This is a genomic window from Olivibacter domesticus, from assembly GCF_900109575.1.
Classification (GTDB): domain Bacteria; phylum Bacteroidota; class Bacteroidia; order Sphingobacteriales; family Sphingobacteriaceae; genus Olivibacter; species Olivibacter domesticus.
Map to the genome: position 1 here is coordinate 104085 of NZ_FOAF01000009.1, position 18374 is coordinate 122458.

The 18374-nt window shown below is 41.0% G+C and carries 18 protein-coding genes; 12 read left to right on the top strand and 6 right to left on the bottom strand.

Annotation, left to right across the window (positions count from 1 at the left end; translation table 11 throughout):
* Positions 1-68: 68 nt before the first annotated feature.
* From BMY50_RS22950 to BMY50_RS22975, 6 genes are all read left to right on the top strand, one after another.
* Entirely contained in the window at positions 69-1988 is a 1920-nt protein-coding gene (locus BMY50_RS22950) for a protein-disulfide reductase DsbD family protein (protein ID WP_093329625.1), read from the top strand.
* 118 nt (positions 1989-2106) lie between these two features.
* Entirely contained in the window at positions 2107-2565 is a 459-nt protein-coding gene (locus BMY50_RS22955) for a thioredoxin family protein (protein ID WP_093329628.1), read from the top strand.
* A gap of 16 nt (positions 2566-2581) precedes the next feature.
* Positions 2582-3232 (top strand): peptide-methionine (S)-S-oxide reductase MsrA, encoded by a 651-nt coding sequence (msrA, locus tag BMY50_RS22960; RefSeq protein ID WP_093329632.1) that lies wholly within the window; start codon positions 2582-2584, stop codon positions 3230-3232.
* A complete protein-coding gene (msrB, locus tag BMY50_RS22965) occupies positions 3213-3725 on the top strand; it encodes a peptide-methionine (R)-S-oxide reductase MsrB (protein ID WP_093329634.1) in 513 nt (170 codons plus the stop codon). Before msrA ends, msrB begins: the two co-directional genes overlap by 20 nt.
* A 56-nt stretch (positions 3726-3781) precedes the next feature.
* A complete protein-coding gene (locus BMY50_RS22970) occupies positions 3782-4798 on the top strand; it encodes a hypothetical protein (RefSeq protein ID WP_093329637.1) in 1017 nt (338 codons plus the stop codon).
* Positions 4799-4959: 161 nt separating this feature from the next.
* Positions 4960-5448, top strand: a complete 489-nt coding sequence (locus BMY50_RS22975; RefSeq protein ID WP_093329640.1) for a hypothetical protein — start codon at positions 4960-4962, stop codon at positions 5446-5448.
* Positions 5449-5628: 180 nt separating this feature from the next.
* On the opposite strand, the gene BMY50_RS22980 is transcribed toward BMY50_RS22975, so the two are convergent.
* The 3 genes from BMY50_RS22980 to BMY50_RS22990 all read right to left on the bottom strand — a co-directional run bounded on the left by BMY50_RS22980 (position 5629) and on the right by BMY50_RS22990 (position 8182).
* Positions 5629-6540 (bottom strand): aromatic alcohol reductase, encoded by a 912-nt coding sequence (locus tag BMY50_RS22980; RefSeq protein ID WP_093329643.1) that lies wholly within the window; start codon positions 6538-6540, stop codon positions 5629-5631.
* Positions 6541-6639: 99 nt separating this feature from the next.
* On the bottom strand, positions 6640-7533 hold the full coding sequence (locus tag BMY50_RS22985) for a helix-turn-helix domain-containing protein (protein WP_093329645.1): 894 nt from the start codon (positions 7531-7533) through the stop codon (positions 6640-6642).
* A 262-nt stretch (positions 7534-7795) separates the two neighbouring features.
* Positions 7796-8182 (bottom strand): winged helix-turn-helix transcriptional regulator, encoded by a 387-nt coding sequence (locus tag BMY50_RS22990; protein WP_093329648.1) that lies wholly within the window; start codon positions 8180-8182, stop codon positions 7796-7798.
* Between the two features lie 104 nt (positions 8183-8286).
* Here BMY50_RS22990 and BMY50_RS22995 point away from each other — a divergent pair, with 104 nt between their 5' ends.
* The gene (locus BMY50_RS22995) at positions 8287-9078 is read left to right on the top strand and encodes an alpha/beta hydrolase (protein ID WP_093329650.1); all 792 of its coding nucleotides are present in this window, start codon (positions 8287-8289) and stop codon (positions 9076-9078) included.
* Positions 9079-9217: 139 nt separating this feature from the next.
* On the opposite strand, the gene BMY50_RS23000 is transcribed toward BMY50_RS22995, so the two are convergent.
* Positions 9218-10120 (bottom strand): arginase family protein, encoded by a 903-nt coding sequence (locus BMY50_RS23000; RefSeq protein WP_093329653.1) that lies wholly within the window; start codon positions 10118-10120, stop codon positions 9218-9220.
* A 148-nt stretch (positions 10121-10268) separates the two neighbouring features.
* Between BMY50_RS23000 and BMY50_RS23005 the strand changes: the two genes are divergently transcribed.
* Both BMY50_RS23005 and BMY50_RS23010 read left to right on the top strand, forming a co-directional pair.
* The gene (locus tag BMY50_RS23005; RefSeq protein WP_139202321.1) at positions 10269-10694 is read left to right on the top strand and encodes a hypothetical protein; all 426 of its coding nucleotides are present in this window, start codon (positions 10269-10271) and stop codon (positions 10692-10694) included.
* Between the two features lie 55 nt (positions 10695-10749).
* Entirely contained in the window at positions 10750-11037 is a 288-nt protein-coding gene (locus tag BMY50_RS23010) for a hypothetical protein (RefSeq protein ID WP_139202322.1), read from the top strand.
* Positions 11038-11364: 327 nt separating this feature from the next.
* Here BMY50_RS23010 and BMY50_RS23015 read toward each other — a convergent pair whose 3' ends face one another.
* Complete coding sequence (locus BMY50_RS23015; protein ID WP_093329664.1) at positions 11365-14169, bottom strand: bifunctional aconitate hydratase 2/2-methylisocitrate dehydratase; 2805 nt, start codon at positions 14167-14169, stop codon at positions 11365-11367.
* 359 nt (positions 14170-14528) lie between these two features.
* Between BMY50_RS23015 and BMY50_RS28225 the strand changes: the two genes are divergently transcribed.
* The 3 genes from BMY50_RS28225 to BMY50_RS23025 all read left to right on the top strand — a co-directional run bounded on the left by BMY50_RS28225 (position 14529) and on the right by BMY50_RS23025 (position 16366).
* Positions 14529-14687 (top strand): hypothetical protein, encoded by a 159-nt coding sequence (locus tag BMY50_RS28225; protein ID WP_162276659.1) that lies wholly within the window; start codon positions 14529-14531, stop codon positions 14685-14687.
* 95 nt (positions 14688-14782) lie between these two features.
* Positions 14783-15316: a carboxymuconolactone decarboxylase family protein gene (locus BMY50_RS23020; RefSeq protein ID WP_093329668.1), complete on the top strand. Its 534-nt coding sequence runs from the start codon at positions 14783-14785 to the stop codon at positions 15314-15316.
* A 192-nt stretch (positions 15317-15508) separates the two neighbouring features.
* Positions 15509-16366 (top strand): helix-turn-helix domain-containing protein, encoded by an 858-nt coding sequence (locus BMY50_RS23025; protein WP_093329671.1) that lies wholly within the window; start codon positions 15509-15511, stop codon positions 16364-16366.
* A gap of 50 nt (positions 16367-16416) precedes the next feature.
* Here the strand turns inward: BMY50_RS23025 and BMY50_RS23030 are convergent, their stop codons facing one another.
* On the bottom strand, positions 16417-18315 hold the full coding sequence (locus tag BMY50_RS23030) for a c-type cytochrome (RefSeq protein ID WP_202907925.1): 1899 nt from the start codon (positions 18313-18315) through the stop codon (positions 16417-16419).
* Positions 18316-18374 lie beyond the last annotated feature (59 nt).

Consider the following 18374-nt stretch of genomic DNA (forward strand, 5'->3'; position numbering starts at 1 on the left):
AAATGAAGCTATTCCGTACTGTTCATTCCTCTAAATAGTAACAATTAAATAATCAGAATATGTCAGTTATGAAAAGAACAATCGTTTTTTCAATAGTACTTGTATGCCTTGTATTTACCAAAAATTATGCGCAGCTACAAGAAAATCCGGTAGGGTGGAAAACAAGTATCCAGCAAGGAAAAGGAGATACCTTATTGGTAAACCTTACAGCAACTATAAAAGAAGGATGGCATATCAACAGTCAGTTCAATGCCATTCAGAACGGGCCGCTACCAACAGTTTTTGATTTTGAGAAATCGGAACAATATACTGTGATAGGTGACGTAACAGAGCCTAAACCACTCAGCAGAATAGAAGAAGCATACAACAACCAAACATTATATTACTTTGAGCATGAAGTTAGATTCATCCAGAAAATTATTCCCAAAACGAATGATAGTCTCGCTATTAAAGTTGCCATAACATATATGTCTTGCAGCAGTACCATGTGCCTGCCACCGGAAACGGAAGAAGTAGCTTTGCTATACAAACCTCAACATGCACTTACTTTGGCAGATCAGACAGCTCTTTCTGTAAAAGAAACCAATATTGGATGGATTTTTTTAGGTGGGTTATTGGGTGGATTTTTGGCCTTGCTTACACCTTGTGTATTTTCGATGATCCCGCTTACAGTAAGCTACTTTACCAAAAACGGTGGTTTAAAGAAAGCTATTCTATATGCTGTATCTATCGTTGTTATTTATGTCACATTGGGATTGACCATCACACTTACGCTAGGCCCAGATGCCCTGAATGCTTTGGCCAGTAATGGGATTGTAAATTTGATTTTCTTTCTGATATTCCTGGTATTTGCCCTTTCATTCTTGGGTGCGTTTGAAATAACCTTACCCAGTAGCTGGTTGAATAAATCAGACAAAATGGCCGACAGAGGTGGGTTTATCGGAATATTCTTCATGGCCTTTACACTGGCGTTGGTTTCATTTTCCTGTACCGGCCCCATTATAGGAAGTTTATTGGTAGAAGCCGCAATTAATGGAAGCATAGCGGGGCCTGCAGCCGGAATGTTCGGTTTTGCACTTGCCTTGTCTATTCCGTTTATGCTCTTTGCTGCATTCCCGAGTATGCTGAAAAAGTTGCCAAAATCCGGCAGTTGGTTGGGTAAGGTAAAAGTGATATTGGGATTCCTGGAATTGGCTTTAGCCATGAAATTTCTATCCACATTTGATTTGGTGTACCAATTAGGCTTCTTAAAACGGGAGGTTTTTATAGCGGTATGGATTGTGATTTTCACCTCCTTCGGTTTTTACATGCTTGGCAAATTAAATTTTGAGGATGGGGAGTCGAAATCAAAAACATCGATAAGTGGATTTATATCTTCTGTTGTGATCTTCAGTTTTGTGGTGTACCTCATTCCCGGATTGTGGGGAGCGCCCGTGAAATTGGCAAGTGGCTTTTTACCTCCTTCATTTTATAAGGAATGGAATCAAAATACCCCGACGGCCAATACAAGTATCAGCACCAATACGATCCCTGCAGAAAAGCATGCGCAACCATGCCCTCAAAATCTGAATTGCTTTCACGACTATGATGAAGGTGTGGCTTATGCTAAAGAAATGAACAAACCCATTCTACTTGACTTCACCGGGTGGAGCTGTGTCAACTGCCGCAAGATGGAAGATAATGTATGGAGCGACCCAATGGTTTGGGGAAAATTAAACAATGACTACGTGTTGATTTCACTCTATGTAGATGACACAACACCTCTACCGGACGACGAGCAATATGCTTCTGAAACTACAGGGAAGAAAATAAAAACTATTGGTAACAAATGGAGTGATTTCCAAACGACTAAATTCCGCACCAATTCGCAGCCCTATTATGTTGCTGTCAATACGAAGGGGGAAATGCTTCATGAACCCGTAGCGTATGAACCCAATGTAAAAACGTACGCCGCATTTCTACAGGAGGGTGTGGAAAAATTCAAATAAATGCAAGCAAAGCGTTCTGAACCAAATCACCAAATAATTGGGCTGATTCGCAAAATGCATCTCTTTTTTGTAGTGCAATTTTACCTTGTCAATAGTGGCAACAGCTAATCGTTGTTTTATGAAACAGATAAAAATAAATACTTACGTCGTATGCTTAGGCTTCTTTTTATTGAGCCTACTGCCATCATGGAGCTTAAAGGCACAACAGAGATCTTCGGAAAATACAGGGATTATCTTTAGTAACCAGTCGTTCAAAAAGATGCTGGTAATAGCTCGGGCCAGTCATAAGAACATATTTGTTGACGCCTATGCGATCTGGTGCGCACCTTGTAAACAACTTCAAAAAACGACATTCAAGGACGCTAAAGCAGCGGCTTATTTCAACAAAAACTTCATCAACATCCGTATTGATGTGGAAAAAGGAGAAGGGATTGATCTGGCTAAAAAATGGCAGGTAGAAGGCTTACCCACACTCCTTATCCTTGACGAAAAAGGTGAAATAATCGCCGATCATACCGGGTATGTTGATGGAACGGGTCTGCTTGAATTTGCTAAAGAAGTAACAGGTAAAGAATAAATTCAAAATAAATGAGATGAAAAAGAAAATATTGTTGTTATATGCCTTACTGTTTTGCTCGGTTTGGGGACGCTCGACGACCCTTTATGGAAAAGCAACCGACAAAACGGATACCGTAACCTTTGCTTCCGGTTGCTTCTGGTGCATAGAAGCTAAATTTTCACAACTGAATGGGGTTTTGAAGGTAACTTCCGGTTATACAGGAGGTAATGTAGCTAATCCGAGTTATGAGCTGGTATGCACGGGTACAACGGGACATGCCGAAGCGGTTAATATTGTTTACAAGCCTGAAATCATTTCATATGATGAATTGCTGCAAGCTTTTTTCTTATCGCATGACCCTACGCAATTGAACCGTCAGGGTAATGATGTAGGCACACAGTATCGTTCTGCGATATTTTACCATAATGAAACGCAACGTCAAAAGGCGGAATACTACATCGCCGTATTAACGAAACAGAAAATTTATGGCAACCCTATTGTAACCGAGGTAAAACCCTTTACAACGTTTTATAAGGCAGAAAACTATCATCAGGAATACTATACAAAGAACCCGAACCAAGGTTACTGCCGATATGTGATTCAGCCGCAACTGGAAAAATTCACGAAGATCTTTAGGAATAAACTGAAAAATAAATCGAATCATCATGAAGAAGATCATTTTTAGCTGTTTACTGGCGATATTTTCTTTCGCCGGTTATGCACAGAATCAAAAATTAGATAAGGGACATGAAAACAATCCCTACTATTCGACATCGGATACTACCAAACTAAATGTAGCAGATGCTGAATGGAAAAAAGTGCTGTCTGCAGACCTTTACGTGGTAGCTCGGGAAAAGGATACCGAACGGCCGTTTACCGGGAAATACTGGAAAAGTGAAACCAGAGGTACTTATTATTGTGCCGCTTGCGGAAACATACTTTTCAGATCGGATGCCAAGTTCGCCAGCAGTTGTGGATGGCCAAGCTTTTATGAGCCGATCAGAAAAAATAGCGTGGAATACGTAGAAGATCATTCCCATGGAATGAACAGAACAGAGGTGCTTTGCGGTAGATGTGGCGCACATTTGGGCCATATTTTTGATGACGGGCCGGCACCAACCTACAAAAGATACTGCATGAACTCCATTAGTCTTGACTTTGAACCAAACAAAAAATAATTGAAGAAAAATAGTTAAGCAGCCAATTGTGTGCGATTTTCAATACCCATGATAATATGATAAAAAACAATATTAAATTTCGGGCCTTCTTAATAGGTCTGACACTTTGGTCCTGTAGCGTTCATGCACAGAACATGGTCAGTATGTCTTCTTTACATCCAGAGGCGGACACCATCAGTGCAGGTAAAAAAGAACTTGCTATTCGCTATCCCGATTTAAGACAGTTCGGCGTCTCGTTCAATCATTTCGGCTATAGCGATTTTGATGCAAAATTAAATGATCGGGATTTTGCCCATGGAAAAATAAGAACCGAACGTATCAGTACTTTTTTCAACTCACCGGCTATCAAATGGAAAAGTAATTCGCTATCGGCCAGCATCTACTATACTTACACATCCACCGAGCTGAAAGAGATTACCAATAGACTACCGGATCAAGAGTTAGCAGCGCTAACTACCGATAAAAGTACGTTCGATCTGGCATTGAATTATTCACGGTCGGCGACGATATTTAATCGGCCCATCATCTATTCATTGGTAGCGAGAGGAATTACGGATGGTTTAAATGATTTTCGTCGTTTTAATCTGAATGGGAGTTTCAATTTACCATTGAAGAAAACTGAAAACACCACATTCTCCGTCGGGTTATTGGTTTTAATAGATCCCTCTTCACCGATACCTGTTGAGCCTATCATTAACTATTATCATAAGTTCACCTCATCAGGGCTTGAATTGATAGTAGATCTTCCGAACGGTATTAACGTAAAAAAGGGAGTTGCAAAAAATGCTTGGTTTAAGGTTGGCTCCAATCAACGTTCTTACACAACTTTTTATGACCATCATAATACGTTCTTAGATGGAAAGGTAAGCTATAATACGATTGAACTGAATAGCGGTGCAGCATTTGAATACCTTTTTGCAGAGAACATGATGCTGACCCTAGGTGGCAGATTTAGTAGTTTTTTATCTGCCAAGCTGTTTAAAGACGGTGAAAACTACAGCGACGCTTCGTTAAGAAGTGATAACAAAGGGGCTCCTTATCTAACGATTGGTTTGTCGTTATTGACCTTTTAAATGCAATTTAATATTTCGATAACCATTCGATCTTCTCTTTAAAAGCTACCCCGGTTTTTTGAACCAAATTGTCAAATAATTGGACTAATCTACAAATTCACCCTGTTTCGGATAGTGTAATTTTGCACTATCAATAAGTGTTAAATTTTAAAATTAAACTCATGGGACTATCACATTTAGGTATTTTTCATACTGTTATAGGTGTTGCAGCTATTATCGCAGCCATTATATCTTTAATCAGAAGAGGTAAAATAGATCTAAGCCAATTGAGTGGCAAGATCTATTTTTATGGTACCTTAGTTACATCACTAACCGCTTTAGGACTATCCAGTGTTAAAGGTGTCAATCCTGGGCATATTCTGGCCTTGCTAATTGTTATATTAATTTCGGTGGCTTACTATCTTTACGCAAAAAAAACGGGAAACAATCGATCACGTTTTATCGAAAACTTTTTTCTTACGTTCAGCTTTTTCCTGTCCTTGATTCCGACAGTTAATGAAACTTTTAACCGTATCCCGGTAGGTCATCCTTTGGCCAATGGACCGCAGGACCCATTAATCGGAAAAACCCTGCTCGTACTTTTTGTGCTGTTTGTGATCGGTTCGATCTTGCAATTCAGAAAGCAAAAGAGCATAAATAAGGTGGTGTAAATTTGAGTTTTTTATTGACAAAAGTTTAGAGAGCTTTATTTACTATCCATATATAGGGCGGGATGACAGGAGGAATACAGGGGCTCTGGAGAATATACTATAGCCAACAGGAAACTGAGAAATATCAAGCGAAGAGGAATTTCATTCGATCTTCGCTTGATCGGCTTATACAGGTTTGAGTTAACTTTGCACAGGAAGTATTCTTGTCTTTGCCCATTCTCGGATACCAATTGTCGGTATCCTCTGTTGATAATTAAATGTCTTTTCTATCGGCCAAGTTACTCCAGGTTGCGTGAATACCATACGATATTTATTAAAGATATCATCCGGCCTTTGTTCTAAAGCTGAGGACAGGTGTTCCTTACTCCAAAGAATGCGCTCAAAAGTGGTATTGAAGATGGTTTCTACCTCTTCGGCAATTTGTGTAAAAGTTGCCGTTTCACCGGAAACAAATACAACCTCATTGACAATTTCCGGTTGATGAAATAGTATCTCAATGGTCAGTTTTCCGATATCCTCGCAACAGGTTAAGGTCAATGAATGGTTCCAATCACCCAGTGCGTGGACAACCTTATTTTCAAGGCTGACGACTCCGAAATCTTCGCGAAACAAGAAACTGGTAATCATGCCAATAGATACAATTACCCATTGTGTTCGGTCTTGGGCTCGCAGAAGATCTCTGACGTTAAGCTGCTCATCAAAAACCGGCTGTGCGCTTCCTCTTCCGATCTGATCATAATCCGCTCCAAATTGCCAGGGCACATAACGCCTGACTCCGGCTTGCAGTACAGCCTCGGTAATTTTTATCTGCATACCCTTTCCGATTGAAAAACCACTGCAGCAGATTATGGTATCATAACGGCCAAACACCTCTGCCAATTCGGTCACCGTACTCGTAAGGAGGTCTACCACCTCTAATTTTACATGCTGGAATTGTGTATGTTGTTTGAAATCTTGAACGACCGCTCCTGAGGGCCGTGCCAACGCGGCAACGGTCAGGTCAAGTTGGTGTGCATCTTGATAATCATGTAAGCCCTGCAACATGGATAGGCCAACTTCGCCCGTTCCAATTACTAAGAATGAATTTTTCATCTTTGATCTATTTACGTATTGAGAATTATTTCTGACGCAAAGTTATCTCGATGAAAAAGGTATCAAGATGCGAGAAAGCTGTTAATAGCTGCAAAAATCCTAGGTCGTTCGATAAACAAGTGGAGTCGTTTTGGTAAGTTTTTTATAAAAATTCACAAAATGGGGTGTTTCCTGAAAATTTAAACACCAAGCAATCTCTTTTATAGAATAGTTTGTATGTTTTAAAAGTATATTGGCTTCTTCAATAATACGTTCATGAAGGATATCACTGGTTGTTTTCCCCATTGTCTTTTTAAGTGTTTGGTTCAGGTGATCGACAGTTGTGTTGAGCAAGCCAGCAAAATAGCCCGGTGTTTTACCTGCTAATGGCTTTTGCAGGCTGATGTCAAAAAAGGCATTTTCGACCAGTTTAAGGAAGCGTTCATCAAGCGTATCCTCCATATACAGAGAAGGAAAATTGTTGCTTTTAATTATTTTCTGTATGTAATGGATGATATCGAACACACGGTTGCGGATCAGTTGTTCTTTAAAGAAATAATCTGAATCTTTCTCCTGTTCTATTTCCAACATTATTTGGGACAAAAAAAGGTATTGCTCTTTGCTTAATGGTTGGGCGTAAATCCCTCGATCTTTAAAGACCGGCCAATTACGCAGGTTCAGTTTGGCTGTTCCTTTGAGAAAACTTTCGCTGCAGACACAATAATCACCAACAAAGTTTTCATCATCGGTCGAAAAGCCGGACCGTGTCATCGGCTCGGTAAAAACAATCGTATAACCAGCGATAGGAACTTCCACATTATTAGAATGGTATTTGGCCGTACCATTGAGCAGGGCAATTTTATAAAACGGTTTGCGCTGCAATCGTTCGCAGGCAGATAAATCCTTTTTAAGATCCTTCCAATGAAAAACATCGAAATGCCCTAAAAAGAATTGGTCATCGGAATAAGATCTATGAACGTATTCATCATAAAAAATTTCGATCTCTCTATGCATTGTTTTAAATTATCAATTGAAACAAATAGCACTATGAATGCCTTAAAAACAACAAGATTCCTGCCGCACAGAGCTCATTCAACTGGTAAATTTAGTTAAATGAGCACGAAATAATATCTGAAAGCGGATTTCACCAAATGATTTTATAGTGTCCATGCTAATATTTTGCTTGTTGATAAATTATCCATTTTTAATGCACTTAGTTTTTAATAAAGCTGAAACCGATTGACTTGTCGTCTGACCGACTATGCTAGGTACAATTTTAACGGTTGACCGTACAATAATTATTGCCCACGGTTTTCCATTTCAATCCCCAGTGATGTAAATCTAAAATGATAGCTAAGAGTTCTCTACCCTTTTCGGTTGTTGCATAGCGAATCTGTGGCGGTGTGGTTTCCGGAATATCGCTGGCCGTGATGAGTGACTCTGCTCTTAATTCTTTTAACCTTTTGCCCAAGATCTGATCGGAAAGTGTGGGGAAGGCTTTCTTTAAAGTGGTGAACTGAGCGACACCTTCATTAATACAATATAATATTTGCATTTTCCATCGCAATGAAATATCGGCCAATACGTCATTTACGTCGCAGGCCGCTGCTAATGTCTGCCGATTTTCACTATTGGTTGATAGCTCTTTTCTGGGTGTTGCCATATGTAGTCGTCATATTCTTTACTCACTTTGGGATGAGTTATTGTGTCGTGTAATACGTCACCATACTTTTGTAGTAGTCATTTAATCATACAAATTTATTAAAAATGAAACAGTTTAAAAGCGTAGTATTTCTACTATTATTTGTGAGCGTCCATATCTTTGCAATGGCAAAAGCTCCAAAAAATAATCCGATTTTTGTACTCGTTCATGGCGCTTGGCATGGAGGATGGTGTTGGTCAGACGTAAAGCGAGATCTTACCGGGAAGGGTTATGAGGTTTTTACACCTACATTGACCGGACTTGGTGAACGTAAACATTTGGATAACGAAAAGGTAAATCTGGATACACATATTGACGATATTGTCCACTTGATAGAGATGGAAGATTTGCACGATGTTTACCTAGTTGGACATAGTTATGCCGGTGCTGTTATTGCGGGGGTTGCCGACCGTATTCCGCAACGATTGTCGAAATTGATTTTTCTCGATGCCATGATTGTTGAGAATGGACAAAGCGCTATTTCTCTACAGCCAGACAATGTGCGGCAGTTGCAATTAAAAAACATCAAACGGAAGGAAAATTTCGAACCTTTTGATGTGGCGTTATTCGGGGTTACAGATACGGTTGTAGCTGCTTTGGTGAAGAAAAGATTGACACCTCAACCTTTCAATACATTTGCTCAACCACTGAAGCTGAGGCATAAGTATGGAAATGGCTTACCACTAGTGTATATCGCTTGTACCCACCCACAACTGCCAATTATGAAAGAAATGAGCAGTAAGGTACAAACGGACAAAAACCTGGATTGGCAGCACATCGAACTTCCCACTGGCCATGATGCGATGATTACGGCTCCAAACGAATTGACTAACATTTTTGAGGGATTGATTAATTAGTTAGCACTCCCCCCTGTTCATCTCTTTTTTGACAGGGGGTTGGTTATTCTTCAGTAATTACTTTTCGGTGCTGTTTTCCCCAAACGCTGGTCTGGCGCTAACCGGCAATCAGAGCAAGTGCTTTCCTCGACATTTATCTTTAAGTGGAGCGGAAGGCACGAGCGATGGTATCGCTTATATTTTGGGCGATCTGCCCGGTAGTATCAAAGCGTGGGTTAAAGATGGTAACATCAAAACCAATGATCCTGCCGGTGCATAGAAGTTGGTTAATAAAATATTCCGACTGTTCAAAATCGAGGCCACCGGGCAGATGATATTCTACTGCAGGGTTCAGGTCATCAGCCAATACATCGGTGTCAAAATGCATCCAGTAGCCATCTAAGCTGGGGTCAAGGTCTACTACGGCAGCTGCTGTAACTTGTTTTATACCTTCCTCTTCTATGTTTTCCAGGTCATAGCGGATGATATTGGTATCCCGGATATCCTGCGAGCCGTATTCTTTTGTCTCCTCCCAATCCCGCTGACCGATATGAATCACATGGTTATCTTGCACATAGGGTTTTGCGTTGTTGGTGTTGGTAAGTATATCTGGTCCCCGGCCGGTAACAATCGCCAGGTCCATATCCGCCACTTCGCCGGTTACCGATTTTTCGGGTTCGTAGAAGTCGGCATGTGCGTCTATAAAGATCAGCCCATATTTACCACGAGCTTTGAGACCTGACATGATGCCTAGGAGGATGCTGCAATCGCCGCCCAGAATCAGCGGGAAGCGGTCTTTATCCAGCAGAAAATTGACGGATTTTCCCAGCTCGATAGAGAAATCGCGCAGTGGTACCGGGTTGAGGCAGTGGGTATCGGGGTCTCTTTTATCACTGTACTGCGTGTTGAGGGTAGCCAGGTGCAGCACCGGGTGTTCGGGCTGCAGCTGCCGGTCGAGGCCGGCCTCGAGCAGGGCAGCTGCCAGGTCTTGCACGCCATTTGTGCGGAGCCCTAATATGGAAGGTGCCGCCAGGATCTGTATGTCGAGACTTTGTGTACGCATATACGGTATATCACAGCACAAAATTTATTCCAATTCGTATTTAGTTTGAGCTTCCACAAGTATTAGATTTTTATTAATTTAGCATCAAACTTAAACCGATATGTACCTCTTATCCAGATTGATGAACGGCCTGTTTCCTCCTAAAAAAGTGGAACGAGCAGACGCTACGATTTTAGAAAAGAAGGGATTCTTTAATTGTATAAAATCCATAGAAAACGGATCAAACAAAATCACTACCTGGGCTTTATCGGTTGTGGGCGGTACTTTTATTATAATATTAACTAGCGACTACCTTAAACCGGAAAAATTTGAATTTAAACTTGTATATCTTCTGTTTATTGTGGGTTGGATTTTGATGGGTGTTTCTATTTACTGTGCTAAGGAAATTACGGGTAGCACGATAGCTTCTGAGTTATATAGCGATAATCTGGAAAGCCTCAAAGAAATTTTTAAAAGATGCAATAACTTATATAGTAAACAAATCAGATATTTCAATCTTGGGCTTTTAATGTTCGGCATTTGGTTAGTTTTATTTTTGATATGGTGGATATTTAATGGTTATGACAAATTGTAATTACATTGACGATTGCTTAAAAATCCCGATAGCAAGCACTTGCCTGGATTTTTGTATGGAAAAGATTCTAAGAAGGCTCACTGTAGAGGAAAAACAGCTTGTTTTCGGATTTGGCAACGAATTGGCCAATAATATATATCGTATTTATAATCAATTCGAAGTGAATGACTTTGAAATGCTAAAAAGGCATCTTTCGCAAGAACAGGTTGATGAAATAACCCTTACCTTTTTAAACATTGGTGACACACAGATCGCTTATTTAAAAGCAGACAGTTACACTAGGCGGAATATGTTAAATGACCTTCGAGAGAATGGCAACCAGGAAAATGGCTTGTATCTTTGATTCACACCTCCTTTTTGCTACATTTGCATTAATCGTACCCGTCTAGCTTCCCATTTGAACAGCTGGCGGGTCTTCTTTTTTAAGAACAACTACATCACTTCTTAAAACCTTAAATCTATTCGAAAGCACCATGGGAAAGCAACCTAAAACCGTAGATGAACAAATCACAATACCGGAGTACCTGTAATCATACAGCGTATATCTTTCTTCGGAATAGACTTAGTCGTCTAAGGTCTACATAGAAACCGTTTTGGATGTGCAGGTTATAGACCTCACACATCCAAAACGTATTTTATCTATCTTCATAGCCTAATGAAACCGAGAAATCTAAAAAGAAATCTGATCAGTGGCTAAAGCGCTCGTAGTCATTTTTTTAATGGGCGGCGAAAACTGCGTTAGCTTAATCCCTCTAACAGCAACTTTATATTCTTCAATGGTAGGGGTTCTTCCAAAAATGGCAGAAAGAACAACCACTGGGGTAGATGCCAATAATGACTCTCCTTTCTTGCGGTCTGAATCTTTAACTACACGGCCCTGAAATAGACGGGTAGATGTTGCCATTACCGTATCGCCCTTCTCTGCCTTTTCCTGATTACCCATACATAGATTACATCCAGGCCGCTCCAGGTACAGGATGTTTTCATAAGTTGTACGGGCAGTACTCTTAGGAGCAGCATCATCGAATTCAAAACCGGAATACTTTTGCAGCACATCCCAATCGCCCTCTTCTTTGAGTTCATCAATAATGTTATAAGTAGGAGCTGCCACTACTAAAGGAGCCTGGAACTCAACTTTTCCATATTGTTCCTCCAGATTTTTTAGCATCTTCGAAACGATCTTGATATCTCCTTTATGCACCATGCAGGACCCAACGAAACCAAGGTCAACATGTTTCTCACCCCCATAATATGTAAGATCTCGAATGGTATCGTGTGTGTAGCGCTTTGATGCATCCACATTATTTACGTCAGGGTCTGCAATCATTGGCTCATCAATAATATCCAGGTCAACTACAAATTCTGCATAATATTTAGCATTCTCGTCAGGTGTTAATGGTGGTTTTTTTCCTGACTTGATTTCATCAATCCTTTTATTGGCTTTATCAATAAGACCGCGAAGTACCTGCTTCTCATTATCCATGCCCTTCGCGATCATGATCTTGATTCTGTCTTTGGCTATCTCTAACGACTCGATGAGGGTGTCTGGCTGAGAAATACAAATGGATGCCTTGGCTTTCATTTCTGCAGTCCAATCTGTGAAGGTAAATGCCTGGTCAGAAAGCAATGTGCCGATATGCACTTCTATCACTCTTCCTTGAAACACATTTTCTCCATTAAATTCCTTTAACATCTGTAATTGGGTAGCATGCACCACATCACGGAAATCCAGATGATCCTTCATTTTGCCTTTGAACGTCACTTTTACAGATTCAGGAATGGGCATAGAAGCTTCACCGGTGGCCAGTGCTAGCGCTACAGTACCAGAGTCTGCACCGAAAGCAACTCCTTTAGACATTCTGGTATGGGAGTCGCCACCAATAATGATAGCCCAATCATCCACGGTAATATCATTCAGAACCTTGTGAATAACATCGGTCATAGCGTGATAGGTACCTTTCGGGTCTCTAGCGGTTATAAGACCAAAGTCATTCATAAAACGCATCAACCGGGGAATATTCTGTTGAGATTTGCTATCCCAAACGGAGGCTGTATGACAACCTGATTGATAGCCTGCATCTACTATTGGAGAAATTACCGTTGCAGCCATTGACTCCAACTCTTGGGCAGTCATTAATCCGGTTGTATCCTGCGATCCAACAATATTTACCTTTGCACGAACATAGGAGCCTGCATGTAAAGTTGCTCCAGAGGTGCCAACAGCATTCTTATTGAATATTTTTTCTACGGCGGTGAGGCCTTGACCTTGATGTGAAATTTCTTTGGATGGCGCGAATACAAGTGGAGCAACAATGCCAAGGGTTTTCGCGGCAAACGTTTGTAGTTTTTTGCCAAATTCGATGGAATAAGAACCTCCGGCTTTCATGAACTCGATCTTTTGAGGAGTGAATGCTGAGGCTACATCCATTATCTCTTGTCCATCTTTATAGAGCTTCTTGGTCTTTGTGTTAACGGTAAGAACGGTTCCGGTATCAATAGAATAGGCTTGTTCTAAAACGGGCTGTCCCTCAGCATCTACCACAAGCTTACCGTTTTCATCGAACTTTTTAACCCAGTTTTTAAGATCTAAGCCAATCCCTCCCGTTACCCCAACGGTCGTTAGAAATATCGGAGAAATACCATTGGTCCCTGCCACCACTGGAGCGATGTTAACGTACGGTATAAAAGGACTTGCCGGTTTACCGATCCAAAGAGCCACGTTGTTTACACCGGACATTCTCGAAGAACCTACGCCCATGGTACCTTTTTCGGCAACCAACATGACCCTTTTGTCAGGATGTTTTTCTTTAAGCGCCTGCAGCTCTTTTTGTTGTTCTTTGTTGTGCTCAAACATGCACTGGCCATGAAGCTCACGGTCTGACCGGGAGTGCGCATCACTTCCTGGAGAAAGCAAGTCGGTAGAAATATCACCGACGCCCGCAACGAACGTTACTAACTCAATCTCTTCAGGTATGTCTGGTAACTTGGTAAAGAATTCTGCTTTCGCATAACTTTCAAGAATATCTTTGGCAATTTGGTTGCCATTTTCGAAGGCTTCTGCTAAACGATCTGTATCCGCGTCGTATAAAAAAACTTGGGTTTTCAGTATCTCTGCAGCTTTTTTTGCGATAGCATGATCATCGCCCAATGCTACATCCAACAAAACCTCAATAGAGGGGCCTCCCTTCATGTGGGATAATTGCTCAAAGGCAAAGTCGGGTGATATTTCTTTTACTTTAGACTCACCAAAAATAATTTCCTTCAAAAACTTCGCCTTTAAACGCGCTGCACTTGTGGTTCCTGGTAATACATTATAAATAAAAAAATGGAGTGAATCTTCCCGATGCTTATGGTTTACATCTTTGATTTGTTCAATAACTTCGTATAGCAATGCTGCATCGTCAATTGGCAATGGGTGAAGCCCCTGGGCTTCTCTATCTATAATCTGCGTTAGATATTCATTATATCTGCTCATAAATTAATCTTTAGTTCAAGAAGGAATGATAAGTTGTCCAAAACTACAAATCTACGCAATTTATCTAAAAAGTAGTAAACAGTGTCTCTACGAATTAGTAGGTACGTCCTATTGGTTGCACAATTAGATCTCATTTTAACTGTTCACAGCTTAAAATATCATATTTACACTACAGCAGTGCATTTTTAATTAAAATTTGCACTATCATAGTGCAGAACACTCATCTTTGTGAAAATCATTTTCCATGGAGAAATTAGCTCTTCGAATATTGGCAATATCCGAGAAACATTTTTTTGAACCAACTGCGAGTTAAACATGAAATTATAACTTCTAGTGTGGGCGACCTTTAGGTTGGTGATATGGTTTTCGAAATCGGAGGAAAAACGAAAAATCAAAAACAGCTACAAGGTGTTAAAAAAGGTTATGTTATAAAAGACGTATCGAATCAGGATTTTGAACACCATCCCCCTTTGGTAGCTGGGAATGATTTATTAGCGTTATCAGGAGCGGGAAAATAACACAAATCATCGGGCAATTCGTCTATTCTTATCGGCGCTTACGCATCCCATCTTTGCATCATCAAATTTATTTACAAAATAAAAAACGCAAAAAGATGAAAAATTTTCCCATCCCTACAGCAGAACAAGTTTCTTCAGCTAACCAGGCATTTTTTGGAAACCTCCAAAAATTAGTAGGCTTTGTGCCTAACTTATTTGCTGTTTTCGCTCATTCCGAAAATGCCTTAGGAAACTACCTAGCCTTACAAAACGCCAAAACATCCTTAAAAGCCAAGGAACGTGAAGTGGTAAATTTAGTTGTTAGCCAATATAATCATTGTGTATATTGCTTAAGCGCACATACTGCAATTGCAAAGATGAACGGTTTTTCTGATTCTCAAATATTAGAGATAAGGAAAGCAGAAATTTCTTTCGACCCTAAGCTGGATGCGCTGGCAAAACTGGTAAAGGGCATTGTAGAAAATAAAGGTCATGCCCCTGCAGCACTCAGCGACAATTTTCTGGCCGCAGGATACTCAAATGGAAACCTGGTTGACGTAGTAGTTCTGATTGGCGACAAAACAATAACCAATTACCTACATGCGCTTACTGAAGTTCCGGTCGACTGGCCGCTCGCACCCGAATTATAAATCGGTGGATGAATTATATCCCGGTGTCCAAAAGGGGGGACATACTGGGATATATTATTCAACAAGACAGACAAACCAATATACTGTTGCATTGCACCACCTATTCGTATATTTTTGTGTAATGGAGAAAACAATAAACCAAGCGGAACCCTGTACAGGAAACGTCAACACATACTAATCGAAACCTAAGGGATGAAACTTGTATATAAAAATCAAACTACCGCAGCCGAGTGTAGGCTTTTAGCAGAAGAAAAAGAATTTGACAGGGCATTTTACGGGAAAGACCGTAAGGATAAATTGTTGACGATTGCTTGGAATAGAGGCAATTTCCAAACAGTGCATATTGATGGTATTCGGTATGATTTTCCCGAGAACAGCCTATTGTGTTTAATGGTTAACCAATCTTTTAGTTTTGCTCAAGCTGGCGATATTGTAGCCTGGCAGTTCAATCGGGATTTCTATTGTATCGAGAACCACGACAAGGAAGTTAGTTGTGTAGGTTTTTTGTTCTACGGTTCCAGTGAAATGATGTTCATAAAACTAAATGAAGCACAACAATACAAGATTGACTTATTACTAAAAATATTTGTAGAGGAATTTGAAACGATAGATACTATACAAGAGGATATGTTACGGATGCTTCTAAAGCGCCTGATTATTATTGTAACCCGTATTGCAAAAGATCTTTTTGTCGATAAAGCGGTGACTGATTCAAAACTGGACATTGTACGGCAATACAACTTGTTGGTAGAGCACCATTATAAGACAGAACATCGAGTGAAATTTTATGCGGAACAGCTCAATCGCTCTCCGAAGACATTGGCTAACTTTTTTGCGCTTTATAACCACAAATCTCCTTTGGCTGTTATACAAGAGCGCATCTTTTTAGAAGCTAAACGTCTGTTTATATACACGGATAAATCCTCTAAAGAAGTAGCTTATGAGTTGGGCTTTGAAGATGTTGCCTATTTCAGTAATTTCTTTAAAAAAATGGCATCGGTTGCACCCACCACATTTCGAAAAAACAAATCAACGTTTATTACGGGCTAAACAATCTATAAACTTCTTATAAAATCACTACTTGGGTTTAGCACCATCGTCTACTTTGCTCTTGTCTTCGCCACTTCGGCTGCTGTTACCGCATCAGACTGATTGCCAAAATTTTGCCTTATATAGGTTAACACTTGGGCAATTTGCTCATCGTTTAAAAAACTTCCATGTGCTGGCATCACTTCATTATAGGAGACACCCTTTACGGTTATCGGTCCGCTCAGTCCGTTTAAAACCAGCTCGGCCAGTTTTGTTTTATCTCCGTTTACCCATTCTGATTCTGCCAGCGGTGGAAATCGGGATCCATCCCCCATTCCATTCGATTGATGGCAGGCTCTGCAGTAGGTAGCATAAACAGCTGAATTTGTTGCGGCCAGCGCATTTTCCAGGTTATCTTTTTCCCGATCGGGGGCTTTTATATTCGATGCCGTTTGTTTGCGTTTCTCCATTCCGGCCAACTGTTGTTTGCCAAATGTATTTTTATTTCCCTTAAACATGATCCGCCAGATTTTTCCCTTCTGCGTATCGCCAACATACAGCGAACCATCTGACCCTTCGGCCAGCCCCATTGGCCGATAGTTGGCATCCGGTGCCGTTGGTATGGTATCCATCCCGCCAAAGCCATCTGCAAAAATCTCCCAGGAACCTGTAACAACACCATCCTTCATAGGCACAAAAGCCACGATATATCCTGCCTGTGGGTATGGCGGACGGTTAGTTGATCCATGAAAGGCTATGAAAGCACCGTTTCTATAACGTGCAGGGAATTGATCTCCTTTATAGAATAACAGACCATTTGGTGCAAAATGCCCGGGAAAGCCAACTAAAGGCTGGCCCGCTGTTGCACCATTTCCCGCTTTCTTGCCATCCCCTCCATATTCTGGGGCTAAGAGTTTTTTCTTCTGCATGTGATCATAATAATAGTATGGCCAACCCGCGTCAAAACCCTGCGGAACTTTGAAAAATTCTTCCGAAGGAAGCATCGCTCCCTGCCAGTAATCGTAATACTCCGGCCAAGTGAGAGCAAAATCATCCGTTCCATGCATCACCGTATATAATGAATTTGAAGCGTTGTCCCAATTCATCGCGACGAGGCTTCGTAAACCGGTAGCATACTTCACTCCATCGCCCTGATGTTGATTCAGCTTGTCTTCATCAAACATCCAGATCCCACCGTGATCGTCCAGCAAGGGACAGCCGTTTTCAGCATCATCCGGATCACCCATCCCCTTCGATCCGCTCACCCGGTTAAATTCCTGGCAACTATTGGACCCAGCACCCCAGCCTACAAACATATGCCCCTTCCCGTCAAAAGCTAGGGGTTTAGTGATATGTTCATGGGGTGGGCCATCATCAATAACAATTGTATCTATCTTAGCTTCTGGCAATAATGTTCCCGGAATCAGTTTGCTCCGGAAAACGTATAATTCAGAACTGTAGTAAATGTAGCCGTTATGGATATTCATCGCATTCCCGTATTGCCCGCTCTGATATTCACCCCAATAGACGATGCTGTCCAACTTGCCGTCTCCATCGGTGTCTCTTAAGGCCGCATTGGCCTTGCCATTAGGTGTGCTAACCCGCAACTTAACGTAAACATCTCCCTGATTGTTAACATCTATACTCCTTGAGCCGAAATAGTTACGTTGCGGTTGTCCTATTCTAGGTTTCCCCTGGTTACTCCTGAATGGTTTCGGCTGCTTTCCGTCCGATGAAGGGCGCCTTCCGGCCCATGGATTTTGCTGCGTCTCCGGCATCGGGCCGCCACCTAAACTATCCACCGCTACCAAGGCTTCAAAGCCCCCCGGCAGATAAAGACCCCCATTATCGCGATCGCCCTCCGGTAACTGAGGTCTGGAATAACATCCCGCCAAACCAAAACAAATGATCAGTATAAGATTAATTTTCCTAATAAAACGCAGATGTAACAATTGGGGAATAATATTCATATTAGCACATATGATTAAAATTTATTTTTTTACTTATAAAGAAATCCAAAAAACCTTTA